The 25,781-nt window shown below is 40.9% G+C and carries 22 protein-coding genes; 14 read left to right on the top strand and 8 right to left on the bottom strand.

Features of this window, described 5'->3' with window-relative positions:
- Nucleotides 1–31 precede the first annotated feature (31 nt).
- Genes WKR92_RS03215 through fbp form a run of 7 tightly spaced genes read left to right on the top strand, consistent with a single transcriptional unit; the run spans nucleotide 32 to nucleotide 6,244 of the window.
- Nucleotides 32–946 carry a metal ABC transporter solute-binding protein, Zn/Mn family gene (locus tag WKR92_RS03215; protein WP_375556393.1) on the top strand — a complete coding sequence of 305 codons (915 nt, stop codon included), beginning with the start codon at nucleotides 32–34 and terminating at the stop codon, nucleotides 944–946.
- Nucleotides 943–1,725 (top strand): metal ABC transporter ATP-binding protein, encoded by a 783-nt coding sequence (locus tag WKR92_RS03210; protein WP_375556392.1) that lies wholly within the window; start codon nucleotides 943–945, stop codon nucleotides 1,723–1,725. Before WKR92_RS03215 ends, WKR92_RS03210 begins: the two co-directional genes overlap by 4 nt.
- Complete coding sequence (locus WKR92_RS03205; RefSeq protein WP_375556391.1) at nucleotides 1,725–3,026, top strand: metal ABC transporter permease; 1,302 nt, start codon at nucleotides 1,725–1,727, stop codon at nucleotides 3,024–3,026. The genes WKR92_RS03210 and WKR92_RS03205 overlap by 1 nt, the downstream gene beginning before the upstream one ends.
- A 3-nt stretch (nucleotides 3,027–3,029) precedes the next feature.
- Nucleotides 3,030–3,926, top strand: coding sequence for a metal ABC transporter permease (locus WKR92_RS03200; RefSeq protein ID WP_375556390.1), 897 nt, complete (start codon nucleotides 3,030–3,032; stop codon nucleotides 3,924–3,926).
- A 21-nt stretch (nucleotides 3,927–3,947) separates the two neighbouring features.
- On the top strand, nucleotides 3,948–4,661 hold the full coding sequence (locus WKR92_RS03195; protein ID WP_375556389.1) for a tRNA1(Val) (adenine(37)-N6)-methyltransferase: 714 nt from the start codon (nucleotides 3,948–3,950) through the stop codon (nucleotides 4,659–4,661).
- 10 nt (nucleotides 4,662–4,671) lie between these two features.
- Nucleotides 4,672–5,166 (top strand): metallophosphoesterase family protein, encoded by a 495-nt coding sequence (locus WKR92_RS03190; protein WP_375556388.1) that lies wholly within the window; start codon nucleotides 4,672–4,674, stop codon nucleotides 5,164–5,166.
- A gap of 58 nt (nucleotides 5,167–5,224) precedes the next feature.
- Nucleotides 5,225–6,244, top strand: coding sequence for a class 1 fructose-bisphosphatase (gene fbp, locus WKR92_RS03185; protein ID WP_375556387.1), 1,020 nt, complete (start codon nucleotides 5,225–5,227; stop codon nucleotides 6,242–6,244).
- A 5-nt stretch (nucleotides 6,245–6,249) separates the two neighbouring features.
- Here the strand turns inward: fbp and WKR92_RS03180 are convergent, their stop codons facing one another.
- Entirely contained in the window at nucleotides 6,250–6,588 is a 339-nt protein-coding gene (locus WKR92_RS03180; protein WP_375556386.1) for a MerR family transcriptional regulator, read from the bottom strand.
- A 71-nt stretch (nucleotides 6,589–6,659) separates the two neighbouring features.
- On the bottom strand, nucleotides 6,660–7,628 hold the full coding sequence (locus tag WKR92_RS03175; protein WP_375556385.1) for a M23 family metallopeptidase: 969 nt from the start codon (nucleotides 7,626–7,628) through the stop codon (nucleotides 6,660–6,662).
- Between the two features lie 174 nt (nucleotides 7,629–7,802).
- On the opposite strand from WKR92_RS03175, the gene alaS reads away from it, so the two are divergent.
- The 3 genes from alaS (at nucleotide 7,803) to WKR92_RS03160 (ending at nucleotide 12,352) form a co-directional block, all read left to right on the top strand.
- A complete protein-coding gene (gene alaS / locus WKR92_RS03170) occupies nucleotides 7,803–10,421 on the top strand; it encodes an alanine--tRNA ligase (protein WP_375556384.1) in 2,619 nt (872 codons plus the stop codon).
- Nucleotides 10,422–10,458: 37 nt separating this feature from the next.
- Nucleotides 10,459–11,565 carry a redoxin domain-containing protein gene (locus WKR92_RS03165; RefSeq protein WP_375556383.1) on the top strand — a complete coding sequence of 369 codons (1,107 nt, stop codon included), beginning with the start codon at nucleotides 10,459–10,461 and terminating at the stop codon, nucleotides 11,563–11,565.
- Between the two features lie 97 nt (nucleotides 11,566–11,662).
- The gene (locus WKR92_RS03160) at nucleotides 11,663–12,352 is read left to right on the top strand and encodes a response regulator transcription factor (RefSeq protein ID WP_375556382.1); all 690 of its coding nucleotides are present in this window, start codon (nucleotides 11,663–11,665) and stop codon (nucleotides 12,350–12,352) included.
- Between the two features lie 17 nt (nucleotides 12,353–12,369).
- Here WKR92_RS03160 and WKR92_RS03155 read toward each other — a convergent pair whose 3' ends face one another.
- A complete protein-coding gene (locus WKR92_RS03155; RefSeq protein ID WP_375556381.1) occupies nucleotides 12,370–12,738 on the bottom strand; it encodes a response regulator in 369 nt (122 codons plus the stop codon).
- Nucleotides 12,739–12,888: 150 nt separating this feature from the next.
- Between WKR92_RS03155 and WKR92_RS03150 the strand changes: the two genes are divergently transcribed.
- Entirely contained in the window at nucleotides 12,889–13,626 is a 738-nt protein-coding gene (locus WKR92_RS03150) for an RluA family pseudouridine synthase (protein WP_375556380.1), read from the top strand.
- Between the two features lie 5 nt (nucleotides 13,627–13,631).
- Here WKR92_RS03150 and WKR92_RS03145 read toward each other — a convergent pair whose 3' ends face one another.
- Nucleotides 13,632–15,020 carry an arginine decarboxylase gene (locus tag WKR92_RS03145; RefSeq protein WP_375556379.1) on the bottom strand — a complete coding sequence of 463 codons (1,389 nt, stop codon included), beginning with the start codon at nucleotides 15,018–15,020 and terminating at the stop codon, nucleotides 13,632–13,634.
- 106 nt (nucleotides 15,021–15,126) lie between these two features.
- Here WKR92_RS03145 and rocF point away from each other — a divergent pair, with 106 nt between their 5' ends.
- Both rocF and argS read left to right on the top strand, forming a co-directional pair.
- Nucleotides 15,127–16,074: an arginase gene (rocF, locus tag WKR92_RS03140; protein WP_375556378.1), complete on the top strand. Its 948-nt coding sequence runs from the start codon at nucleotides 15,127–15,129 to the stop codon at nucleotides 16,072–16,074.
- 18 nt (nucleotides 16,075–16,092) lie between these two features.
- Nucleotides 16,093–17,874 (top strand): arginine--tRNA ligase, encoded by a 1,782-nt coding sequence (gene argS / locus WKR92_RS03135; RefSeq protein ID WP_375556377.1) that lies wholly within the window; start codon nucleotides 16,093–16,095, stop codon nucleotides 17,872–17,874.
- 14 nt (nucleotides 17,875–17,888) lie between these two features.
- Here argS and WKR92_RS03130 read toward each other — a convergent pair whose 3' ends face one another.
- Both WKR92_RS03130 and WKR92_RS03125 read right to left on the bottom strand, forming a co-directional pair.
- On the bottom strand, nucleotides 17,889–18,737 hold the full coding sequence (locus tag WKR92_RS03130; protein WP_375556376.1) for a 3-hydroxyacyl-CoA dehydrogenase family protein: 849 nt from the start codon (nucleotides 18,735–18,737) through the stop codon (nucleotides 17,889–17,891).
- Nucleotides 18,738–19,004: 267 nt separating this feature from the next.
- Entirely contained in the window at nucleotides 19,005–19,772 is a 768-nt protein-coding gene (locus WKR92_RS03125; RefSeq protein WP_375556375.1) for an XRE family transcriptional regulator, read from the bottom strand.
- A gap of 103 nt (nucleotides 19,773–19,875) precedes the next feature.
- On the opposite strand from WKR92_RS03125, the gene WKR92_RS03120 reads away from it, so the two are divergent.
- The gene (locus WKR92_RS03120) at nucleotides 19,876–20,205 is read left to right on the top strand and encodes a GIY-YIG nuclease family protein (RefSeq protein WP_375556374.1); all 330 of its coding nucleotides are present in this window, start codon (nucleotides 19,876–19,878) and stop codon (nucleotides 20,203–20,205) included.
- A 32-nt stretch (nucleotides 20,206–20,237) separates the two neighbouring features.
- On the opposite strand, the gene WKR92_RS03115 is transcribed toward WKR92_RS03120, so the two are convergent.
- Together WKR92_RS03115 and WKR92_RS03110 are read right to left on the bottom strand one after the other, a co-directional pair.
- A complete protein-coding gene (locus WKR92_RS03115; protein WP_375556373.1) occupies nucleotides 20,238–23,396 on the bottom strand; it encodes a DPP IV N-terminal domain-containing protein in 3,159 nt (1,052 codons plus the stop codon).
- A gap of 50 nt (nucleotides 23,397–23,446) precedes the next feature.
- The gene (locus WKR92_RS03110; protein WP_375556372.1) at nucleotides 23,447–25,768 is read right to left on the bottom strand and encodes a transglycosylase domain-containing protein; all 2,322 of its coding nucleotides are present in this window, start codon (nucleotides 25,766–25,768) and stop codon (nucleotides 23,447–23,449) included.
- Nucleotides 25,769–25,781: the final 13 nt, after the last annotated feature.

Genomic DNA, 25,781 nt, shown 5'->3' with positions numbered 1-25,781 from the left:
TTAGTTTTGCAGTGTTAACTCAATGACATTCATGCGAATTTTATTCATAACGTTCTTAGTCTTATTGATTTCCTGCGATTCGCGCAGCCATAAAGATGTAGTAGATGACAGTCGCCCTATGGTCGTTGTCACGACTAATCTACTGGCGGATGCCATCAAGCATATCGTAAAGGACTCCGTTCGCGTGGAGTCATTAATGGGCGCCGGAATTGATCCACATCTATATAAAGCAAGCATCGGCGACCTAAAAAAGCTATTAGATGCTGATCTTATCTTTTATCAGGGTTTGCATTTGGAAGGTAAGCTAGGAGAGGTCCTTGATAAATTGGGTAGAACGAAGAATGTGATGGCTCTTGCAGATCATGTATCGCCTCAACAAATCCGTTATGTCGACACGAATAAATCGGTCCCTGACCCACACATTTGGTTTGATGTTCATATTTGGAAAAATATTGTAGAAACGGCCTGCTTGAAATTATCGGAAAAATTACCGTCGCACGCATACTATTTCCGTATTAATGCGGATGCGTATTTGAAAGAACTTGACAAACTTGACCAATTCATTCGTCAGCAGGTTGATTTAATTGAGCCTGAAAAAAGGGTGTTAATAACCTCACACGACGCATTCAATTACTTTGGTGCTGCTTATGGTATAGAGGTGAGAGGATTGCAAGGAATATCCACACTTTCGGATTTCGGATTGAAGGATGTTTCAGACTTAGTGAAAACAATTATTGATCGTGATATAACGGCTGTATTTGTAGAAACTTCGGTATCGTCTAGGTCCCTTGAAGCAGTGATTGCCGGTGTGCGAGAACGCGGTGGGCAAGTTTCGATAGGAGGCACCCTTTATACGGATGCTTTGGGTGAGGAGGGACAACCTGAAGGAACTTATATTGGGATGATGAGAAATAACATTCAAACAATTGTAAAGGGGCTAAAATGAACGATGAAAAAATAGTTTTAAAAGTTAATAATCTAACGGTGGGTTATACGCAAAAGCCCGTGTTGTGGGGAGTCGACTTTCGGGTCCCCGAAGGTAAAATTGTTGGGATAGTCGGGCCCAACGGTGCAGGGAAATCAACGTTGCTCAAATCCATTATGGACATACTGCCGCTTTCTAATGGCTCAGTTGAAATCTTTGGTAGCGAACTAAACGAAGTCCGACATCGTGTAAGCTATGTGCCGCAGCGTGAGTCGGTCGACTGGGACTTTCCTGCTTCTGTTTACGATGTTGTTATGATGGGGCGATATGGACAGCTCGGCTTGCTAAAAAAACCAGGCGCCCGTGATAAGGAAATTGTGAATGACTGTCTTGAGCAGGTGGGGATGTCAGAGTTTTCTAAGAGGCAAATTTCACAGCTTTCAGGTGGACAGCAACAACGCGTTTTTATCGCTCGTGCACTGGCACAGCAGGCCGATTTTTATTTGCTGGATGAACCATTTGCAGGTGTTGACGCTGCCACAGAAGAAACAATTATCAGCTTGCTCCGAAATATGGCCGCCAATAATAAAACCTTGATGGTCGTGCATCATGATTTGCAATCTGTAAGAAAATATTTTGATTGGACAGTCTTATTGAATGTAAATCTGATTGCTGCCGGAGAAACCGAGCAGGTGTTTACAGAAAAAAACATCCAGAAAGCCTATGGTGGTAAGCTGACCTTGCTTTCAGATGTTCGAACGATGTTAGCACATTCAAGTTATACTGATAAGGAGGTGTAATGATTCAATCGATCATCGAATTTCTTTCTTTTTCAGATCCTAATATCCGCTATGTGGTGCTTGGATCCATGCTTCTGGCTGCAAGTTCAGCGATTGTTGGGGTGTTTATTGTCTTGAAAAAGAAAGCTTTGATTGGAGATGCCGTTTCTCATTCAGTTCTGCCAGGTATCTGTTTTGCCTTTCTTTTCTCTGGCAGTAAAGATATACCATCGTTGATTATCGGCGCATTTGCATCGGGTTGGTTGGCTTTGATATTTATTGATCTGATTGTTACAAAATCGAAAATTAAGAAAGATGCAGCTATAAGTATTGTACTAAGCGTAATGTTCGGTTTAGGTATTGTTATGTTAACCTATATTCAGCATCATGGCAGCGCATCCCAAACTGGATTGGAAAGCTTTATTTTCGGTAATGCAGCAGCTTTGATTGGTACGGATGTTCTTGTGTTTTCGCTGATAGGCTGTATACTCGTTATTGTTGTGCTTGCTTTTTTCAAAGAGTTTGCCTTGATTGCATTTAACGATTCATACGCAAAAACAATTGGCGTTCCAGTAGGGCGGCTGGACTTACTGCTATCAACGTTGACTGTGTTAGCGGTCGTAGCGGGAATAACGGCTGTCGGAGTTGTACTTATGGCCGCGATGCTAATTACGCCAGCTGCGGCGGCTAGATTTTGGTCTGATAATCTGAAGAAGATTGTGCTTCTTGCAGCGGTCTTCGGTGCACTTTCTGGTTTTTTTGGCGCATTAATATCTTACCTAGCACCTTCAATGCCAACGGGCCCGTGGATGGTCATTACTTCGTCTGTAATCGCTTTTATCTCCTTCTTTTTCGCCCCTCAGAAAGGGTACATTTTTAAACAACTGCAGCGAAAAAGAGCTATGCAGCTTGCAGATAATCAGAATGTATTGAAAATTTTCTATCAATTAGGCGAACCGTCTGACGATTTTTCAAGAGCATACGACGAAGCCGATCTATTAGATGTTCGACAACTTGATGAACCCCGTTTAAAATTGGCTATTAAACGTTTAGTTAAGCATGGTTTACTGATAAAAAGAAGCGGAAGCAAACGAAAATTGAGTGACAAAGGGTATAAGGAAGCGGTTAGGATCGTACGATTGCATCGCTTATGGGAACTATATTTAGCGCGCTATGCGAAAGTTCCTCCTCATCAAGTACATGAAAGCGCTGAAATGATTGAACACATGTTAACGCCTGAAATGGAAGAAGAATTAGAAGTTCAGTTGGGGTACCCAGAACGAGATCCTCATGAATCGGTTATACCTCGTATTAAAGACTAACGAATGGTTTTATTTTGGATTATATTAACAGGTGCATTGGTTGCAGTCTCCGCAGGACTACTGGGTTGTTTCCTAGTTTTGCGTAGGATGAGTATGATCGGCGATGCAATTAGCCATGCGGTATTGCCAGGGATTGTTATTGCATATTTAGTTAGCGGAGACCGCGAACCTTTTACCATGTTGATTGGTGCGGGTGCGCTAGGCTTGGTTGCCACTTTTATGATCGAATATCTGCGTAAAAAAGCAAAAGTGCAAGGAGATGCCGCTATTGGGGTCACGTTTACTTTTCTGTTTGCAATTGGAATTATCCTCATAAGTTTGTTTGCAAACCAGGTTGACATCGATCAAGACTGTGTATTGTATGGCGAAATCGCTTACGTGCCCATCGATACCCTTATTACCGACGGTGGACAAAATATAGGGCCTAGACCAATTTATCTATTAGGAGGGATGCTTATTGTTATAGTTGCCTTTATTTATCTCTTTTTTAAGCAATTATCGCTTACCGCCTTCGATCCAGCATTTGCCACCGCTATTGGGATATCAACAACCGTGTGGCACTATTTGCTAATGGGCTTCGTGTCGATGACGACGGTAGTTTCTTTCGAGTCCGTTGGGGCAATCTTAATTATTAATTTTTTAATTGGTCCACCATCCATTGCATTCCTACTAACTGAAAGTTTGAAAAAAATGCTACTCTACACCGTTATTATCGGTATTGCTATTGCAATCATTGGTGGTTTGGTCGCTGCCTATTTAGACGTGTCTGTCGCAGGATCCATGGCGGTCACTACTGGGGTTTTATTTGCCTTGGTTTTCATCTATCTGAGGCTTTCGAGAAAACTGGGGACTCTGGAACGTAATATGCCTCTTGAGACTAGCAATGTTGATTCGAAGTAGGAATCGACTATCTTTGCGGCAATGAATGAAATTTTCCGTTTCAAGCAATTCGAAGTAGATCAACAAGGTTGCGCCATGAGAATCAATACCGACGGTGTATTGTTGGGTGCTTTTGCGGCTTTACAGCACGGTGAACCGAAGCGAATATTAGATATTGGCACAGGTACTGGGGTGATCGCTTTGATGCTAGCTCAACGTAACCGTCAAGCTTTTGTGGATGCAATCGATATCGATGAGCAAGCATTTGTTCGTAGTCAGGCAAATTTTAGAAATGGGCCTTTTGCTGAACGTATGAATGCATTCCATGTCGGGGTACGAGAAATGGAGATAAGGTGTGTATATGACCTCATTGTTTCAAATCCTCCCTTTTTTATTGATTCTCTGAAAAATATAGACAACCGGAAAACGCTGTCCCGCCACGGTTCTTTGTCATTTTATAAATCACTTTTTGAGAAATCCGCTCAGGTACTGGCTGACGACGGATCGTTCGTTATCGTATGGCCTATCGATATACGTAACAGACTGATCGGGCTACGGTATGCGTCTGGAATGCACAACTATCGTGAAATTTTTATTCAGTCCTTTCCTGAGTCAGAGCCTTTTCGTGTCATCAGTTTTTTTTCGAAAGGGAAGTCGTCCAGCTATTTTAAAGAGATATTCTATATTTACAAAGAACGAGGGAAATATTCAGTTAAGTATGTTGAATTACTAAAAGATTTTTTTCTCAATTTTTAACGTTGGAGTGATGAAAAAGATCGGTTTGTTGTCAGACACCCATGGGCATTTGGATGAGGCAGTTTTTAAGTATTTTGCGCAATGCGATGAAATTTGGCATGCCGGTGATTTTGGCTCAGTTGATTTGGTGGATCGCTTAGAACAGTTTAAACCATTACGAGGTGTTTATGGTAATATTGATGGAAAAGAAATTCGAATGCGATTTCCCGAAGAGAATCGTTTCTCTTGTGAGCAGGTTGACGTATTGATGATTCACATAGGTGGTTATCCTAAACGTTATCAGCCGCGTATTAGAGAGCTAATGTCAGCCAACCCACCAGACCTTTTCATTTCGGGACATTCTCATATTTTAAAAGTAGTATACGATCAGGAATATAGTTGTTTGCATCTAAACCCAGGTGCAGCAGGAAAGCAGGGGTGGCACAAGGTACAGACCTTACTTCGCTTTGATGTTAATGGTAATCAGATACAAAATCTGGAAGTTATCGAGTTGGGGAATAGGTAATTGCAAAAAATAGATTTACTTTTGTAAGGCCAGTTAACTATTCAATTCGAACTATATTATGATTAGATTCAAAACTCTTGGACAGTTTATCATTGAAAAACAAGCAGAGTTCCCTTTTGCAAAAGGTGAATTATCAAGACTTCTTCGGGACATCGGCATTGCTGCGAAGGTTGTTAATAGAGAAGTAAACAAAGCAGGCCTTGCTGATATTTTAGGAGACTACGGCGCATGTAATATACAGGGAGAAGAGCAAAAGAAGCTAGATGTTTTCGCCGATGAACAATTCATAGATGCTTTAAGCCAAGGTGGGGAATGTTGCGTAGTAGCTTCAGAAGAGCATGATGAGTATATTAAGATAAATACAGCTGTTTCTACAAACGCAAAATATATAGTATGCATAGATCCGCTTGATGGCTCATCCAACATTGACGTGAATGTATCGATTGGGACAATTTTTTCGATTTATCGTCGTGAAAGTATTGATAAGCCGATCTCTGCTTCGGATATCCTTCAGAAAGGTATCAACCAAGTTGCGGCGGGGTACATTGTATATGGCGCTTCCACGATGATGGTGTATACGACTGGAAAAGGAGTTAATGGTTTTACATTAGATCCTTCGATCGGTGAGTTCTGCTTGTCTCATCCACAGATGACAATTAATAAAGAGGGGCGAATGTATTCGATTAACGAAGGCAACTACGTTCATTTTCCACAGGGAGTGAAGAATTATATCAAATATTGTCAAGAAGAAGATGTCACAACTAACAGACCATACTCGTCACGGTACATTGGATCAATGGTAGCGGATATTCATCGTAATTTATTGAAAGGAGGCATTTTTCTTTATCCCGCTACCGCAGCGTACCCAAATGGGAAGTTGCGACTAATGTATGAATGTAATCCATTAGCCTTCATTGTTGAACAGGCAGGTGGTAAGGCTAGTAATGGGCATGCAAGGATTATGGAAATCAATCCCACCGAACTCCATCAGCGAACACCTATTTTTATTGGGAATAAGAACATGGTTGAACAATTAGAGACGATGTTGGCCGAAGAAACTGCTGGAGTCGAGTTGTAGCGAGTTTATAAACCTTCTCTTACTTCAATTAAAAACGTTTTGATTCTTTCTAATGAATCGATGATGTCTTGAGTATTATTAGCCTCTTTCTTATTAGATTTTAGATAATCTCGCGCACCTTGCAAGGTATATCCCTTTTCCTTGATTAAGGAAAAGATAATCTTAAGATTAGAAATGTCCTCTTCCCTAAAGAGTCGGTTTCCCTTCTTGTTTTTTTTAGGCTTGAGGATGCTGAACTCTTTTTCATAAAAACGTATTTGCGACGGCGCAACGTTAAACATGGCCGTAACTTCACCCATGGTGTAATACATTTTCTTTATTTCATCAGATTCTTTATATGGCATATAGGGTTCTACAATAAAAATTAATAAGAGCTGAGGCGTACTAACTACTCAAAGTTAATGTATTAAACAGATTAATCAAAAGATTGATTTACTTGCGAGGCAACTTTCAGCATTTCGGCGTATTCTCCCGGTGTTAAATCATTGTAGAAGAAATTCACTGGGTTAACAGAGCGATTGTTTTTCAGGACTTCATAGTGCAAGTGCGGACCGGTTGATGCGCCTGTATTACCCACATAACCTATTAGATCTCCTCGCTTAACCTTTTTTCCTTTCTTAACAGCAAATTTACTCAGATGGGCATAAAGAGTTTTATATCCAAAACCATGATCTATTTCAATATGGCGGCCATAGCCATGGTCTGAGCTAACTTTGATTATCTTCCCATTGCCTGTCGCGTACACAGGTGTTCCTATCGGGGCAGAAAAGTCAATTCCCGAATGCATTTTCCGGATTTTGTAAATCGGATGTATTCTTGAGCCAAAGCCTGATATCCCGCGTTTCAGGTTCTTCCCATTTAATGGTTGAATAGCAGGAATGCTTGCTAGCATTTCTGATTTGGATTCGGCCAATGTCTCCAATTCCTTAAAAGATTTAGCCTGTACGTACAGCGAACTAGCTAGTTGGTCAAGTTGTGCGCTGCTTTTAATCATGAGCTCGGAATTGTTGTAATTTTTAAGATTTTCATAACGATCAATTCCTCCGAAACCTGCGTTTCTAATATCTGGAGAGATAGGGTCAGCCTCAAAAATAACCCGGTAGATATTTGCGTCTCTTTCTTGTAAATCCTTTAAAACAGCATTAGCCTGATCCATTTTATTTTGCATGACCTCATACTGGAGGGTCAATTTGTTCAGTTCTCTTTTTAGCTGTTTCTCTTTAGGAGAATCTAAGTAAGTGAAGCCTAAAAACAAAAGGATACAAGCGAACAGAAGTCCGCAACTGAGAACACCCGTAAGCCTTAGAATTTTCGTCCATAGGCTCACCTTTACTTTTTCGTATTTTAACGTATGTGAATTATAATAAAATTTCGTTTTCGCCATTTATGCTAATCTTGTTCAATGGTTACGAAATGCAACGGTGGCAAAGGTACGTAAATTTGCTAACAAGAGAATGTTAAAAAATGTTACAAAGACGATATCAATGTATCAGCTTTAGCCGTCGATTTTTCTCGAATATGGGATAAAGCATTAACTTTGCGAAATTAGATTTCATTCATGACTAGCAAAGAGATAAGATCCACCTTCCTCCAATTTTTTGAAGCACGACAACATACGATCGTTCCGTCGGCGCCTATCGTAGTTAAAAATGACCCGACACTGCTGTTTACCAATGCAGGTATGAACCAGTTCAAAGACTATTTTCTAGGAAATCGGACACCTGAAAGCAGACGTATCGTCGATACACAGAAGTGCTTGCGGGTGAGTGGTAAGCATAACGATCTTGAAGAGGTCGGTGTGGATACCTACCACCATACGATGTTCGAGATGTTAGGCAATTGGAGTTTTGGTGATTATTTTAAGAAGGAGGCGATTGAGTGGAGTTGGAGGTTATTGACGGAAGTTTACCGGATCGACCCTGACCAGATTTATGTTACCGTGTTCGAAGGTGATGAGAGCGAAGGCTTACCGTTCGACCAGGACGCCTACGATGAGTGGTCGAAATGGGTCGAAACCGACCGTATCCTGAAGGGCAACAAGAAAGATAATTTTTGGGAGATGGGGGACACAGGACCATGCGGCCCATGCAGCGAGATCCATATCGACTGCCGCAGCAAGACGGAAAGGGAGGAGTTTGATGGTCGCAACCTGGTGAACGAGGACCATCCACAGGTGATAGAAATCTGGAACAACGTATTCATGGAGTTTAACCGGTTGAAAGACGGTAGGCTGCAGGAACTTCCGGAGAAACATGTGGACACCGGAATGGGCTTTGAGCGTTTGGTTCGTGTATTGCAACAAAAGAAGAGCAACTACGATACAGATGTGTTCAGCGGGACAATCGATGCGATCGAGAAGATCTGCGGTATGGGATACCAGGGCAGTGACAGTCGTGAGGATATTGCTTTCCGGGTATTGGCAGACCATATCCGAGCGGTATCCTTTGCAATAGCAGACGGACAGCTTCCGTCCAATTCGGGAGCCGGTTATGTGATCCGTCGTATTTTAAGACGGGCCGTCCGCTACTACTATTCATATCTGGGATCTGAGGATGCTCTGTTGTATCGCTTGGTGCCCGTTCTTTCGGAACAGTTTGAGGACGTTTTTCCGGAGCTGAGCAACCAACAGGAATTTGTTGCGAAGGTGATGCGTGAAGAGGAAGAGTCGTTTCTTAAAACATTGGAGAAAGGGTTGAGGAAGATCGATGAAGTCATCCGCCAGTCGCAGGGCGGCGCCGTTGTGAACGGTCAGGTCGCTTTTGAACTCTATGATACTTTTGGTTTTCCGATCGACCTGACGCGGTTGATTGCCAGTGAGAATAACTTTACGGTTGATGAAGAGGGCTTTGAACAGGAGATGCAGAAGCAGAAAAACCGCAGTCGCGCTGCTACCAGCATCGACACCGGGGACTGGGTGATCTTAAAGGAATCGACCGGCAGCCAATTCGTAGGGTATCAGGACCTGATGATCGAGACGGAGGTTGCACGCTACCGAAAGGTCAAGATCAAAGGAAAGACAAAATACCAACTAGTCCTGATGACTACGCCTTTTTATGCTGAGAGTGGCGGGCAGGTTGGCGATAAAGGGCTGCTCTTTTTCGGTGAAGAACACATACCGGTCATAGATACCAAGAAAGAGAATGATTTGACCGTCCACCTGCTTGACAAACTTCCATCAAATGTTGACGGTCCTGTTACAGCCCAGGTAGATATTCAGAAACGGTTAAATACATCTTACAACCATACATCGACCCATTTACTACATGCGGCATTGAAAGAGGTATTGGGCTCACACGTGGCTCAGAAGGGCTCTCTTGTATCCCCCGATATCCTCCGATTCGACTTTTCTCATTTTTCGAAGGTTACCGACGAGGAGCTGACGATGATCAACCGCATTGTGAACAATAAGATCCGCGAGAATCTTCTCGTTGAGACAGCAACGATGCCAAAAGAGAAAGCGCTTGAAATGGGTGCAACTGCGTTATTTGGTGAAAAATATGGTAAGGACGTACGCGTGGTAACTATTGATCCAAGTTTTTCAGTTGAGCTGTGCGGTGGAACGCACGTACCGCAGACGGGGATGATTGGGGTCTTTACAATCGTCGCCGAATCGGCCGTTGCGTCGGGTGTTCGGAGAATAGAAGCGCTGACCGGACCTGCCGCCCTGAACTATTTTTCGGAAAAAATCAATCAGAGCAAACAGATCGTAGAGCTGCTGAAAGGCAGTAATCCACTGAAGGCGATCGAGGATATGATCAACGAGAACCATCAGCTGAAGAAAGAGGTGGAAAAAGCAACCGTCGATAAGGTGAATGGTTTAAAGAATAAACTGCTTGCCGATGCTGAGGATATCCAGGGGGTTCATTTTATAGGACATCAGGTAGATTTGGGCAGCGCGGATGCTGTGAAAAAACTAGCTTTTTCGTTGAAGGGGGCAATCGACCGACTTTTCCTTGTACTGGCGGCTAATATCCAGGGTAAACCGCATTTGAGCGTGATGGTCTCTGAAGATCTTATCAAAGAAAAAGGGTTTGACGCATCCGTGATTGTTCGTGAACTTGCCAAGGAAATTAACGGCGGTGGTGGAGGACAGCCATTTTTCGCAAGTGCAGGTGGTAAGAATGTAGAAGGGCTCCAAAGGGCGATTGACAAAGGAAGAATAATCGTATCTGGTTGATAAGATTGTATATAAATTTAGAAAGAAATAAATGGCTATGAAGAAAATGATTTTTGGATTTATTGCGCTACTTGGACTGCTAGCATCTTGTTCCGATAAGGATATTTTCATTTTAAACGGTGAAATAATGAATGCTGGTGATCTTAAGAAAGTATTGTTATATGAAGGTGATGCTGTAGTGGATTCAGCATTTCTGAACGAAAATGATAAGTTTAGGTTCAAACGTACCGCTGTTGAAGCTAAGCCATATACATTGGTCATAGGATCAAGATCCTATATGCTTGTGCTTGGTAATGGTGATCGGGTGGATTTTAAAACCGATTTAAATAATGCTAGCGACGAATACACAGTAAGTGGCTCTGAAATATCATCGCGATTGCAAACTTTGAGTGCGATTAGAGGTGAATATCAAAAAGCACAAAATGAACTTCAGAGTGAATATGAGACTAGACTGGCCAACAATGAAGACCAGGCTGAGGTGCAGAAGGAACTCCTTACCAGAAACGAAGCCATTTTAGCAGAAACATCAGAGAAAACCTTGCAGTTCGCGAATGAAAATCGTGAGAACCTCGCTGGGTTTTATGCTATGCTTTCTTTATTTTCGCTAGACCCGATAACCTATGAAAATGAACTAATTCAATATGCTGATGAGGCAAGAGAGCGATTTCCTAACAATTCGTCTGTGCAGTTTTTTGCAAATCACATGGCGGAACTTAAACCAGTGAGTGTAGGCCAGAAGGCTCCCGATTTTGAGTCTCTTACGCCGACGGGACAACCGGTACGACTATCGGACTTTAAGGGTAAGTATGTCTTGCTCGACTTTTGGGCATCATGGTGTGCTCCGTGTCGGGAAGAAAACCCGAATATCGTTGAACAATATCATGCATATAAAGATAAAGGCTTTACCGTGTTAGGCGTGTCGTTAGACAACAATCAAGCTGCTTGGCTGAAGGCAATTAAGGACGATAAGTTAGATTGGACCCAAGTATCAGAGCTAAAACGCTGGGATAGCGAGGCTGGGATGTTATATAAGATAACAGCAATCCCTGCTTCCTTTTTAATCGATCCTGATGGGGTTATAATCGGTAAAAACCTCCGGGGAGAAGCTCTTAGAGCAGCATTAGCTGAACATTTGGGGGAATAGCGTTCGGTTAACAATCTTACGTGTTAACGATTACTTAACATTGAGTAAACAATTAGATTTTAATAAGTTCATATTTTAGCATAAAATTTTAAATGAAATGAACGTTTCGAAGAATAAGATTCTAATTGTTGATGATGAACCTGATATCCGAGAGCTTATCGAATATAATCTAAGAAAAGAAGGTTATCAAGTTACGACCGCAGTTAACGGTAAAGAGGCTATTAAACTTGCGAAGGAAAATACACCGGATTTAATCATTTTGGATATAATGATGCCTGAAATGGACGGGATAGAAGCTTGTAGGATCATGCGCACTATGCCAGAGTTTAGGCAGACGTTTATGGTATTCCTAACAGCTAGAAGTGAAGAGTATTCTGAGATAGCTGGATTTAATGTAGGTGCGGATGACTATATTGCCAAACCTATTAAGCCACGAGTGCTGGTGAGCAGGATTAATGCCATACTGCGGAGAAATGTTCAGCAAGAGGAACCTTTGTACAATCGGATTGAGATTGCGGACCTAATAATTGATCGCGATGCCTTTTTAGTTTTTCGAGGTGAAGAAAAAATTGTCTTGGCAAAAAAGGAGTTTGAATTATTGTATTTGTTGGCTTCGAAACCTGGAAAGGTGTTTACTCGTGACGTAATCCTGAAGAGTATTTGGGAGGACTCGGTAGTCGTAACCAATCGTACCATTGATGTTCATATTCGTAAGTTACGAGAGAAAATTGGGAATGACTATGTAGCTACCGTAAAAGGGGTAGGTTATAAATTTGAAAAGGTATAGCTAGATGCTGACTTGTTTTATCTACTAGTTTTAACGTGTTTTAACGCGAGGTCTTCTAACTCATCGAGGTCGAAAGGCTTTCGTAGATAATCGTCAGCGCCGGCTTCTTCAGCCAGTTCTGACAAATTGCTGTTCGCTGAAAAGAGAATAACCGGAATTTCTTTTAAATGTTCGGAAGCTTTTAGTTGCTGGGTAGCTTTTACTCCACCAATATCGGGTATCCAATTGTCGATTAGGACCATATCCGGATCTGCTGATTCTACCTGCGCAATGATGTCGTTGCAATGGGTTGACGACGTCACTTCGAAACCCATATTCTCGAAAACATATGTACAGAAAAATAGAATATCTGAATCGTCATCCAAGATTAGTATTTTATGCGACATATTTCAAGGAGTATAGTATGTTCTGTTAATTTGTTTTGCAAATAGTTTTATAGAGCAAAATTGGTTCCAAATTTCCCGCTTCGTTAGTTTTTCTACCATTTTAAACTCAATGTTTTCTGAATGCAGTCCGCTTATTGTACTTTTGTGACGATGGATAAAATAAATACAACTCGTAAATTTATTAGGCTTTCTGATTTAATCATATTTGAGGATTCCAATCTGATTGTAATTAATAAACCCCCACTTATTTCCTCGCTTGATGATAGGGACAAAAATGAACAGAATATTCATCGGATAGCAAAATCTTATCACGAAGATGCGCAAATATGTCATCGATTGGATCGCGAAACGTCTGGAGTGATGTTAATAGCAAAGAACCCTGAAACCTATCGTTCGATATCGATGGAGTTCGAGCATCGCCGTGTTGAAAAACACTATCACGCGTTGATTGAGGGAGTACATCGTTTTGAGGATAAACTGGTCGATCTACCGATATTAAACCAAGGAAATAAAAACGTAAGTATTGATCGCGCGCGCGGTAAGAATGCGATAACGTATTTCAATTCCATTCGCTTTTTTAGACACTTTACGTTGGTCGAGTGCCGACCCGTAACGGGAAGAATGCATCAAATCAGGGTTCATCTTGCTACGCTAAAAGCTTCTATCGTTGGCGACGAGATGTATAGAGGTAAACCGGTTTTTCTTTCCCAATTAAAACGCGGATATACTCTCACAAAGAACAAAGAAGAGCAGCCAATTATGAAACGTTTTGCTCTCCATGCGAAGTCAATCAAAATCAATTTAAATGGCGAAGACCTTACTTTTGAGGCACCTTATCCGAAGGACTTCGCCGTCTTAATTAAGCAGCTAGAGAAGTTCGACGCATAAAAAGTTTAATAACCCAGTATTTTTAGAACTTGCTTGCTATTTTGTTCTTCCCCAAAAACTTCAAAATTGAAAGTCTCGTCACGATTTCTACGTATAATCACATGCTTCGGCGATGGGAGTAAACAATGGTGTATTCCTCCGTATCCACTTAATACCTCTTGATAGGCCCCTGTGTGGAAGAAACCCAAGTATTGAACTTTTCTCGTTTTGGGCATGAACACATTATTCATATGTGCCTCAGAGTTATAATAATCTTGGCCGTCGCAGGTAATACCACCTAGGTTAACTTTCTCGTATTCGAAATCCCAATTATTAATCGGGAGTAAAATATATTTTTGGTTCAGTGCCCATACGTCGGGTAGATTCGTTATAAATGAACCGTCAAGCATAAGCCAACGTTCACGGTCGTTTTGTTGTTTTCTGCCAATAATTTTATACAAAATTCCAGACGCTTCAGCTACGGTATATTTACCAAATTCGGTAATGATATCAGGTTCCATAACATCGTGGAGAGCACATATTTCTTTTATTCTATTCACGATTTCATTGACCATGTATTCGTAATCGAAATCATGCACTAAGGAATCTTTAAAAGGCATGCCCCCACCGATATCTAACGTGTCAAGATCAGGGTTTATCTTTTTAAATTTGCAGTATAAGGTGACGTATTTTTCGAGTTCTGTCCAGTAATAGGGCGTGTCCGAAATGCCGGAATTGATAAAGAAATGCAGTAACTTTACCCTGAAATTTGGATTTGGAACGATCTTATTGTTATAATAGTCAATAATGTCTTCCATTCTGATCCCGAGTCTTGAAGTGTAAAACTGTGAATCAGGCTGCTCTTCTGCAGCAATCCTAATCCCAAGATTACAGGGAGTATCTAGCTCAACCTCGTCATCAAAGAGGTTAAATTCTTCTTTATTGTCTAGTACAGGAATAATGTTTTTGAACCCATCGTGCAGCATATCAATTATATACTGCTTGTATTGATAGGTTTTGAACCCATTGCAAATTACCGTAATGTCTTTATTAACGATTCCTTTTTTCTCTAAAGCATCAATAACCGGCATGTCAAAAGCCGAGGATGTCTCTAAGTGGATATCGTTTTTTAAAGCTTCTTCTACTACATGTCTGAAGTGAGAGCTTTTGGTACAGTAACAGTATTTATATGACCCTCGATAATTGTTTTTCAAAATAGCTGTTTGAAAAAGTATTTTAGCTTGTTGGATCTTTTTGCTGATTATTGGCAAATAAGTAAATCGTAACGGTGTCCCGTAGGTCTCAATCATCTCCATGAGGTTAATGTCATGGAAATATAGCTCATCGTCGATTATTTCAAATCCGTCTTGCGGAAAACCAACACTTAAGTCAAGAAATTCCTGATAGGTCTGCATTATTTTTTTAATTTTGGCAAAGATATACTTTCACATTGAGATGTTGAACAAATCAATGCCAATTTTGTTCCCCAAATTTTGTAAGGGACGTAATTTGTTTTAAGATATGCGAGAAATTCAATTGATAGAAGTAAAGTCTGAGCTGGGTGCTGGTACTCGTGGAGCAAGTTTAGGAGTAGACGCCATAAAGGTCGCCGCATTAGATTTTGGAAGCCGGTTTTTTAAACAATATCCCACTAAGGAAGTCCAAAATGAAAATCACCTCTTATTTGAATCGTCAGGTAGCCCTTATGGGAAGCGAATCTCTGGTATCTTAACGGTAAGTGAGCGGGTAGCAGATGAAGTTAAAAAAACCTATCATGAAGAACGGTTTCCAGTTGTTTTAGCTGGTGATCATAGTACTGCAATGGGTACCATTGCCGGTATCCGGAAAGCCTTCCCTAAGAAAAGACTCGGTGTTGTGTGGATCGACGCTCATGCAGATATTCATTCACCATATACTACCCCTACAGGTAATGTTCATGGTATGCCCATTGCGGTTTCCCTTGACGAAGATAATTTAGCAAATAAGATAAATAAGCCTGACCAGGAAACCATTAACTATTGGTTTCAGTTGAAGAATATTGGAGCGATTGTTCCGAAGATACAGGCTAGAGATCTAATTTATATTGGTGTCAGGGACGTCGAGGCGCCAGAAGCGTCACTGATAAAAAAGAAAAAAATAAAGAATATTAGTGTTGCAAACTTTAGAAAGCTAGGTGTAGAGAGGATCGTCAATGATATTACCAGCTATCTGGAGCAGTGCGATATGATTTATGTGTCTTTTGATGTCGACTCGATGGATCCCACCATATCGCGCGGTACAGGGACGCCGGTTCCGAATGGTTTTACCGAGCGGGAGGCAGGAGCTTTGGTAACTCGACTTTGTGGGCACCCAAAGATATGTTGCTTCGAAATGGTCGAAGTAAACCCTACCTTAGATAACGAGAATTTAATGGCCGAAAATGCGTTTGAAATTTTAACTCGGGCCATTAACGCACTCATTCACGATTAATATTTTCTAAAACAGATAATGAATATACAAGATCAGTTAGTTAAGGCTGCTAAAACAGCAGTCAAGGAATTATATAATGCTGAATTACCTGAAAGCCAATTTTCTTTACAAGAAACACGCAAAGAGTTTGAAGGGGATATAACCTTAGTGACTTTTCCTATTACGCGTTTTTCAAAGAAATCCCCGGAAGCAACTGGAGCCGAGGTTGGCGAATATTTGAAGAAACATGTGCCTTCTGTTGCGGACTATAACACCATTAAAGGTTTTTTGAATATTGTGGTGAGTCCCGCTTATTGGTCAGAGCAATTAATCAATGAAATATCCAGACCAGATTTTGGCTTCTTCCCGCCTAATGGTAAGAAGTTAATGGTCGAATATTCATCTCCAAACACCAACAAACCACTCCATTTAGGGCATATTAGAAATAACCTATTAGGTTTTGCTGTATCAGAGATTCTAAAAGCGTCTGGCTATGATGTTATTAAGTCAAATTTAGTCAACGATCGAGGGATTCATATCTGTAAGTCAATGCTTGCTTGGCAGCTTTTTGGAGATGGAGAAACACCTCAATCTACCGGAAAGAAAGGAGATCATTTAGTAGGCAAATATTATGTCATTTTTGATAAAAAATATAAGGAGCAAATTCAACAATTGATATCGGAAGGGCAAACTGAAGACGAAGCGAAAAAAAATGCACCTCTGATTAAGCAGGCTCAGGAAATGCTCCAACAGTGGGAAGCTGGGAATGAGGAGGTTGTAGGGCTCTGGGAAAAGATGAACGCCTGGGTTTATGAAGGCTTTGATGAAACTTACAAAAGGCTTGGGGTTGATTTTGATAAATATTATTATGAGTCTGATACCTATTTGCTCGGGAAAGACTTAATTCAAGAAGGGTTAGATAAGGGTGTTTTCTATCGGAAAGAAGATAATTCCGTTTGGATAGATTTAAGCGATGATGGTTTAGATGAAAAATTAGTCCTAAGAGGAGATGGAACCTCTGTGTATATTACGCAGGATCTTGGGACAGCGCAACTGAAACATGACGATTTTAAAATGGATGAATCGGTGTATGTTGTGGGTAATGAACAAGACTATCATTTTAAGGTTCTCTTTTTGATACTCGAAAAATTGGGTAAAGATTGGGCAAAAGGACTTTATCACCTTTCATATGGTATGGTTGATCTTCCTTCTGGAAAAATGAAATCACGTGAAGGTACGGTGGTCGATGCGGATGATTTGATGACCCAGATGTTTGATACGGCAAAGACACGAACAGAGGAGTTAGGAAAAGTAGATGGTTTTTCAGAAGCGGAGAAAGATCGTTTGTATCAACAGATCGGGTTAGGAGCACTTAAATACTTTTTATTACGAGTTGAGCCTAAAAAGAGACTTTTGTTTAATCCAGCTGAGTCTATTGACTTTCAGGGTCATACGGGCCCCTTTATTCAGTATACCTATGCTAGGATTAATTCAGTCCTTATCAAAGCTGAGTATATAAATGGGGGAGAGCAGCACGAATTGCCGACTCTGCTAAAGCCTTCTGAAATTGAACTAATCAAAGCCTTAGATCGTTTTCCGGAAAAAATTAAGGCATCGGCAGATGAGTTTAGCCCAGCACAGCTAGCGAATTATATTTATGAAATAGCTAAGCTTTATAATAAGTTCTATCACGAAGAAACAATTTTAAAGGCCGAGGATCCGCTAGTGAAAGCCTTTCGTCTCTCGTTGTCGAGCGTAACCGCTAATATTATCAAGCGGGGAATGAAGCTGCTTGGTATTGAGGTTCCTGAACGAATGTAAACAGCCTGCAAAGTTTAATCGTATTTGTAGAAGCCCTCTTTCGTTTTAATACCTAACTTTCTGGCTGTCACCATTTTAGTTAAAAGGGGGCAGGGGGCATACTTTGGGTTGCCGAAACCATCGTACAACACGGTAAGTATTGCAGAGCATACATCCAAGCCGATAAAATCTGCTAACTGCAAGGGCCCCATAGGGTGGGCCATACCCAATTTCATTACTTGGTCAATTTCTTCTCTACCGGCTACCCCTTCATAGAGAGCGAAGATGGATTCATTGATCATTGGCATAAGTATGCGATTGGCAATAAATCCAGGATAGTCATTCACTTCAACTGGAACTTTGTCGAGTTCCGTTGCCAAGTTCATGATCTTTGTAGCTGTATCATCGCTCGTCTCATATCCACGGATTACTTCGACTAATTTCATAATCGGAACAGGGTTCATAAAGTGCATTCCAACAACTTGCGCCGGTCGTTTCGTTGCGCTGGCTAGGGCAGTAATAGAGATCGACGAAGTGTTGGATGCTATAATTGCGTGCGTTGGGCACAATTCATCAATCTTGCGGAATAAATCACTTTTTATCTCTAAATCTTCTGTAACCGCCTCAATGATTAGATCAGCATTTGTGATACCTTCCGATAGAACGGAAGTACTCGTAATGTTCGATAGAGCTTCTTCTTTTTCGGATTGATCAATCGTTCCTTTTTTGACCTGTCTTTCTAGATTTCTTTCAATTGTGTTAACCGCATTCTCTAAACGAGCTGAATCGGTGTCGATTAATGTGACGTTAAATTTATGAAGTGCAAAAGTATGTGCTATGCCATTTCCCATGGTTCCCGCACCGAGTACTACAATTTGTTTCATTAGGAGCTTTGGTTTGTTCAGCATAAAGTTAATAAAAAAAGCGACCCGCTTGAGAAGCGAGTCGCCTGATTGCTCCGAACCTGAAAACAGAACAATCTTTACTAAACCTAAACCTAAAACTTAATCTATTCTAAAATCAAAAACCTAAAACTTCACTTTATTTTCTTAACTATTATTTTGTCGTTCTTTTATTGATAGAGTGTGTTGCCGACAAAAAGTTTAAAATATAAAATGTTAAAAAGTGTTAATTGTCAATAAATATCGATTTTACTTTTTCATTGTGCTAATGGTCTTTTGCATATCTGTAATCATGCTAGTTAATGATTCTAAGGTCGGTTCATTGCTCGGCTCAGGGAAATCCGTGCTGATAAAAGCCTTTGCTTTCCATACTTCAAGTATGTCTTTGGCTTCAATCCAGTAAGGGTCATATGTTTTGTTATCAGAAAGAAGTTTTAATCCCTTATCCGTCTTAAATTTAAACGCCACTCTTTTATAAACTACGCCCTCTGTTCTCGAGACTACAACGTAAGTCTGACCGGGTTTAATATGATGCCAGTCTTCCATGTACTCTCCAATAATGACGGTACCAGGGTTCAAAGGCAGCATAGAATCCCCTTTAAGTTCAAAAGCTCGATATGTACCTTGATTGAACATTGGTAGGCGGAACTTAGGAAGCTCACTAATAAATTCAGGGTCGGCATAGCCATTTAGATAGCCTGCGCTAGCCTTTACAGGTACCAGTTCAATGTTTTCATTTTCTTCGCTATCCGTTGTTATGCTCAATATCCTCAATGAAGATCCATCAACAATCGACTTTGGTTTCCATTTGTCGTTGATTTTTTCAGCTACTAATTCATCCATAGATAGGTCGAAGAAATCTGCTATTTTTTTTAGTAGATCATATTTAGGTTCTGCTCTATGTTCTTCGTAGGCTCCGACAAGCGAACGTTTAATATCCATTGCATCAGCGAACTGCTGTTGCGTTAAGCCTTTCTTTTTTCTTAAGTACCGTAAATTTGCAGCGATGTTAGACATTTTAAAATTTATTTTGTTTGTACTAATATTATTAGTAATATTGTGCCATTAAAGTTAGTAATTTAATTTGTATAACCAAAGAAATTAGTTAGAAACAAGCATTATGAGACAGTTTATATACATATTGACAGATACGAATCGAAAGAATTTCAAAATTGGTCTGACAGATAACTTGAATTACACCATGCAGTATTATAAAAGTCGACAGAGTTTGGGACTTAACGGACACAAAGAGGCGACTCGATTAGTGTATTTTGAAGAGGTTCGGCAAGACACAGCACTGACCAGATTAGATGAGATTGACACATATACAAGGCCGCAGAAAGAAAGACTGATTCGTTTTGATAATGCTAACTGGCATGACCTCAGCATTCATATGGATATGCGATGCATATCATCCCATGGCTATGATAGGTTAACCTACGCCTCATAGTTATCATCTAGCGTAGGCTAACCTATATTTTATTACCATCCAGGGGCAAAGTTGATTCCGAATGTCCCAAATTTAACATCGTTCCTTTGGAAAGGAATCGCAAAATAAGGCTCGATGACAAAGTAGCCAAACATATTTACCCGTAACGATACCCCAGCACTCATCGCTGGCACACGCTCGTATACATTGATATATGTGTTAGGGCTTGTCGGACTTGGGACTTGTTCAATGAGGTCAGGCTCTGATTTAAATGCAATCTTATCTCCTTCACTCCACGCTAAGCCCATATCAAAGAAAAAGTTGAGATCCGAGAATAGCATTCTCGATGCGAACAGTGACAAACGTTCAGGACCAGTAAAGGGAATCCGCGCTTCGATATTAGCAACAGCTATGCGCGTTCCCATTAGCTGATTGTAATTGAAGGTCGATACGCCGCTTTGGTTATTATAAAAACTTGAAGACTCGTATCCTCGTATTAGATACGGATATCCCAAGAACAGAGGATATAGCCGGTCGCTGTCTTCACCTACCCGCATATAAGTATAAGCCCTGGCTGCCAGTGTTACTTTGTTCATCCGATGATATTTCCTTAAGTCTACCGTGTAGCTTCTAAAGTTATAGTCGCCGAAGTACTGTTCCACACCAAGCCGGTAGCGATAACCCGCTAATGGAGCTGCCACTCCGAATACTGAATTATCACCGACCAAGGCGCTGTTCAGTTGTTGAATTGTGAAAGACTCAAAACTTGATCCGTAGGTTTTCGCAGCTTCTTCCAGATCTATTTTTCGTCTGTCTCCACCTAAATAATAAAGAGGGTAGTAGGAGTTCGGATCGGCAGCATAATAGTTTGTATACCGATCTATACGATAGCTATAGTGTGCAAAAGCACCACCCATTTCTACACGAGTTCTTCTCGAAAACGGATAGGCAACAAAAGCCTCTGCTTGCTCTTGGAAGGTTCTTATAATATCGTAGTTATCCAAATATGCAACCCCTGTCGGCGATATTTGCGAGTTTTCGTCAATAGAAGCAGATACCAATCCGGAGATGAAAGGAATATGCGATATCGCGCCTCCCCAGTTCAGGCGACTCGCCTGATTGATGTAGGCAACTTGCCCTCCGAAGTCGTAGATTTCGCCATTTATTGCCAAACCTGCAAATATTTGATTGCGTCCTAAGATATCAGAAAATATGCCTTGAATCCCGCTGGCAAGGCCGGCACCGTATCTACTCCCGACGGATACGCCCATTCCGCTACTCGCTAAATAGTCTAACTTGAATTTGGGTTTGTACGGGATCGGATAAATTTGCGCAGTGTCTATTCGCGTCAAATTATTAAAGTTTCGCAAGTTCGTGTTAACTACATCCACTCCGTATGACTTCAAAGGCGGGAGCATGGCCGCTGTAAAATCGATTGCGTCATTGGCAACCGGCTGAGGCTCAAATTCATCGGCTTTAGCATTGTAGATTGTGTAGGTTTGCGATCGATAATATGAATATAAAATATCGTCATTCGCCGAAACACTTAATGCTGGCGAGTACTCGGTAATACCACTAATGCCAGTAAAGTATTCAGTCAGTTGCTCAGTAGTATTGGTTTCAATTGTATAACGGTATAGGTTCCTGAAACCATCGCGGTTAGATAGGAAATAGATCTGCTGGTCATCACCCGAAAATTGCGGGTTTAGGTTATTAGCTGTCGGGAACACGGGTATATCGACTACTTGGCGACTGTCCATATCCATCAGTGAAAGGTTAAAGCTGATATTTACAGATTCATCACCCCGTTGGAAACTGCCACGGTCACTGCTAAATACCAGATATTTTCCATCATGCGAGTAGGATGGATGGTATTCCGAATAAGGGTCATCGGTTAGCTGTGTCAGCTTTTTTGTTTCTATGTTGTATTTATAAAGATCGCTCTGCCCTTGCTTCAAGCCAGAAAATACAACAGACTTGCCGTCCGGCGCCCAAGTAATGTTGCTGAATTCACCAACTTCGCCCATCCCTTCTGTTAGTAGCGTTCTTCCGTTAGAGACATCTGTTATCATTAACTTGTTCCGTCCTTCCGAGAATACACTATATGCAAACTTTCTGCTATCCGGGGAAAAGCTACCAGCAGATTCAATATAACTAAACTCATCGATATGGCTATTGCTGATACGACTCGTCAATTTTCGAATAATTTTCCCTGTCTGTGCATCTGCTAGGTAGAGATCAATACTAAAAAGATCCTTTTCGGACAAAAAAGCCACATATTTACCATCTGGTGAAATTGCTGGCGACACATTAGTATTTCCCGCATTATTTTTGTCGATGATGATATTTCCGACTGGTTTTTTCGTTGTGTCTGTCAAGAGTGGTTTATATGTATTTTCGATAGCCTGTCGCCATAAGCTTGACACAGTGGCTTCATCATAACCTAAAACTCGGCGAACTGCCATCTGATAACCATATTTTGCCGTCGCTTTAAATAAGGGAACAATGACCGTATCTCCATAGGTTGAACCGATGTATGACCAGAAAGCTTGCCCATAACGATATGGGAAGTATTTATTACTTTCTGTTAAATCCTTTAGCGTTGGGATATCTTGATTAAGATAAGCATCGCGCATCCACATTGCAGTAAATGCATCTTTCTTTCCTACAGAAAGATACTCTGCCATCCCTTCAACCATCCACAGGGGAAGGTTGCCGATATTTTCTAACTGAGTTGAATCTCCCTCTATTAGCGAGTGATATTGAAATGCGTGGACCATTTCGTGACCGAGTACATGTCGCGTCTGACTATTCACCTGCATAATTGGCATCACGACTCTGTTCTTCAAACCTTCTGTAACACCACCTGTCCCCACACTGATGGAACCCTGTATAGCTGTGGTTTGTTGGAAATCGGGATGGTTATTATAAATTATCAGTGGGTTTTTATGATCAAACGTGTCACGAAATACTTGTTGATGTAATTCATACCATAACTCACTCTCCTTGGCAAAGTTTGCCAACAGTGAATCATTCTCCATGTAATAGTATAAATTGAAGTGAGGAGTTTCTTTTACTTTAAAATCAAGCTTTTTATAGCGCATTTTATTTTGACCAAAATATTGCGCCTCCGCACTTAAAAAAGAGCATAGAAAGACAATCAAAAATGAGAGCCCAATTGCAAACTTTTTATTCAATGTATTCGTAACCATAAATTTCATCGTTCCTTTATAATTGTCTAGTTAAAGATATGTTTTTTTGTTTACAAACTGTCTGGTAGACTTCGTTCAATCTCTTCAAGAATACGATCCATTTCAATCGCATGAGGCAAAGGCACTACGCTGGAATCAACTTCAGTTGAGTCGACTTGGCGTCGTGGTCGTGGTGTCGGACAGTTATATTCTTTCGTAATTTCAACTGTGGGTTCAGGGAAAGGACCATACGTATATTCGTCATTTTCATCTTGATAGAGTTTCTCCATAAACATACCAAAGATTGGAAGCGCCGTATGAGCGCCTTCACCGGTTGCCGAGCTTTTAAAATGAATGCTTCGTTCATCGTTTCCAACCCAAACGCCGGTTACTAAATCTTTGGTAAGACCCATGTACCAACCATCAACATAATCAGATGAAGTGCCTGTTTTTCCCGCAATTTGATTTCCGTCTTTCCATAAATCCCACTCCCAAAGAGCCTGCGACGTTCCGCCCGGCTCGTCCATCGTTCCGCGAAGCATATATAACATTAACCATGCATCCTCCTCACTGATAACACGCTCGTTTTCAGATTTAAATTCAGCGATTACTTTCCCGTGTCTGTCTTTAATGGTTGTCACCAGCACCGGGTCTACTTGATTCCCTTTGTTTAAAAAAGTAGCATATGCTTTTACCATTTCCAAAACACTTACATCGTTTGATCCTAAACTAACAGAAGGCACCGACTTCAGCGGACTTTCTATTCCTACCCTGTGCGCCGTCTCAACTACATTGTCCCAGCCAACCTCTTCGGTGATTTGAGCTGTGATTGAATTAACAGAACGACCCATCGCCCATCTTAGCGACATGTTTTGGTAAGTAAAATTCCAATCTGCATTTTTAGGCTCCCAGACCATTTCTTCGCCATTTTCTATATACTCTATCCTAACCGGTTTATCCACGAATTTGTCACAAGGATCGATTCCTTGTTCTATCGCCGTCAGATAGGCAAAAGGCTTAAATGTTGATCCGGCTTGCCTTCTAGCTTGGTCAACATGGTCAAATTTATAATACTTATGATTTATCCCGCCTACCCAAACTTTAATTTCGCCGTTGAAGGGATCCATTGACATCATTCCGGTATTGATCATCTTGGCATAATGCGCCAGTGAGTCGAGAGTCGAATAATTTACCGTTTCCATTCCGTCCCAAGTAAAAACCTTCATTTCTTTCTTTTGAGTCAGGTAAAACTGAATGCTATCCTGGATTCCATCATATTTTTCGTTTAGAAATTCATAGTAATCCGTTTTGCTCGCTAAATTCTCTAAGAACCCTTCAACGACATTACCTTGTGAGTCACGCCATGGCAGATCATCGCCCCAGACATTTTCGAAACGATTTTGAAGAATTCGCATTTGTTTTGCCACTACCTCTTCTGCGTAGGCCTGCATTTTAGAGTCAATGCTTGTGTAAATTTGTAGTCCGTCCTCGTAAATATCATAACCACTTTCCTCACTCCATTCATCAAGAAAGCGCAAAACGGCGGATCTTAAGTAGGAGTTCCCTATTAGTTCATCCTCAACTTCCGCTACTGATAGGTTGATGTCCAAAGATTGATACTCTGCAAGTTGATCTTTAGTGATAAAATTTTCTTTAGCCATCTGGCTGAGCACTACGTTTCTTCGTTTTTTCGAGTTTTCAGGATTTCTGATTGGGTTATAAAGTGTTGTGCCCTTTAGCATACCTACAAGCAAGGCTGACTGCGGTGCATCTAAAGAATCCGGTATTGTATTGAAATAATGTTTGGCTGCGGTTTTAATACCATATGTATTGTTTCCAAAGGAGACCGTGTTTAGGTACATTGTTAGAATTTCCTCCTTAGAATACTTTGTTTCAAGCTTATAAGCAGTCATCCATTCCTTAATTTTGATGATAACCATCCTAACACCTGGAATTTTACCTAGCAGTCCGGCCGATTTATCATAACGCGTTTGATATAGGTTTTTCGCAAGTTGCTGTGTTAGTGTACTCGCTCCGCGCTTTTCGCCTTGGAATGTCGATATAATACTGGTGAACACTGCGATAAAGTCCACTCCATTATGTTTGTAAAAACGGATGTCTTCCGTCGAGATTAATGCCTCCTTCAAAGGTTCGGAAAGATTTTCGTGTTGAACCGGATTGCGGTTTTGTTTAAAGTACGTTCCAAGCAGCTTTCCATCCGCTGTATACAAATGTGAAGCAACGCTTAACTCTGGCATCTGAATATCATCCCGATTGGGAGAGTACCCGAAAAGATTGAGGAAGTTAATCTCTACTGCGCAGATGAAAATGATAATAAAGTAAATGAAAATGAGCAGATAGCGGAGGAACCTGTTCTTAATTCTTCTAAACATATCCGTAAATATC

This window comes from Albibacterium profundi (genome assembly GCF_042159835.1).
Lineage (GTDB): Bacteria > Bacteroidota > Bacteroidia > Sphingobacteriales > Sphingobacteriaceae > Albibacterium > Albibacterium profundi.
Note: the sequence above shows the minus strand (reverse complement) of the source record. Positions and strands in the feature narration are given on the sequence as shown.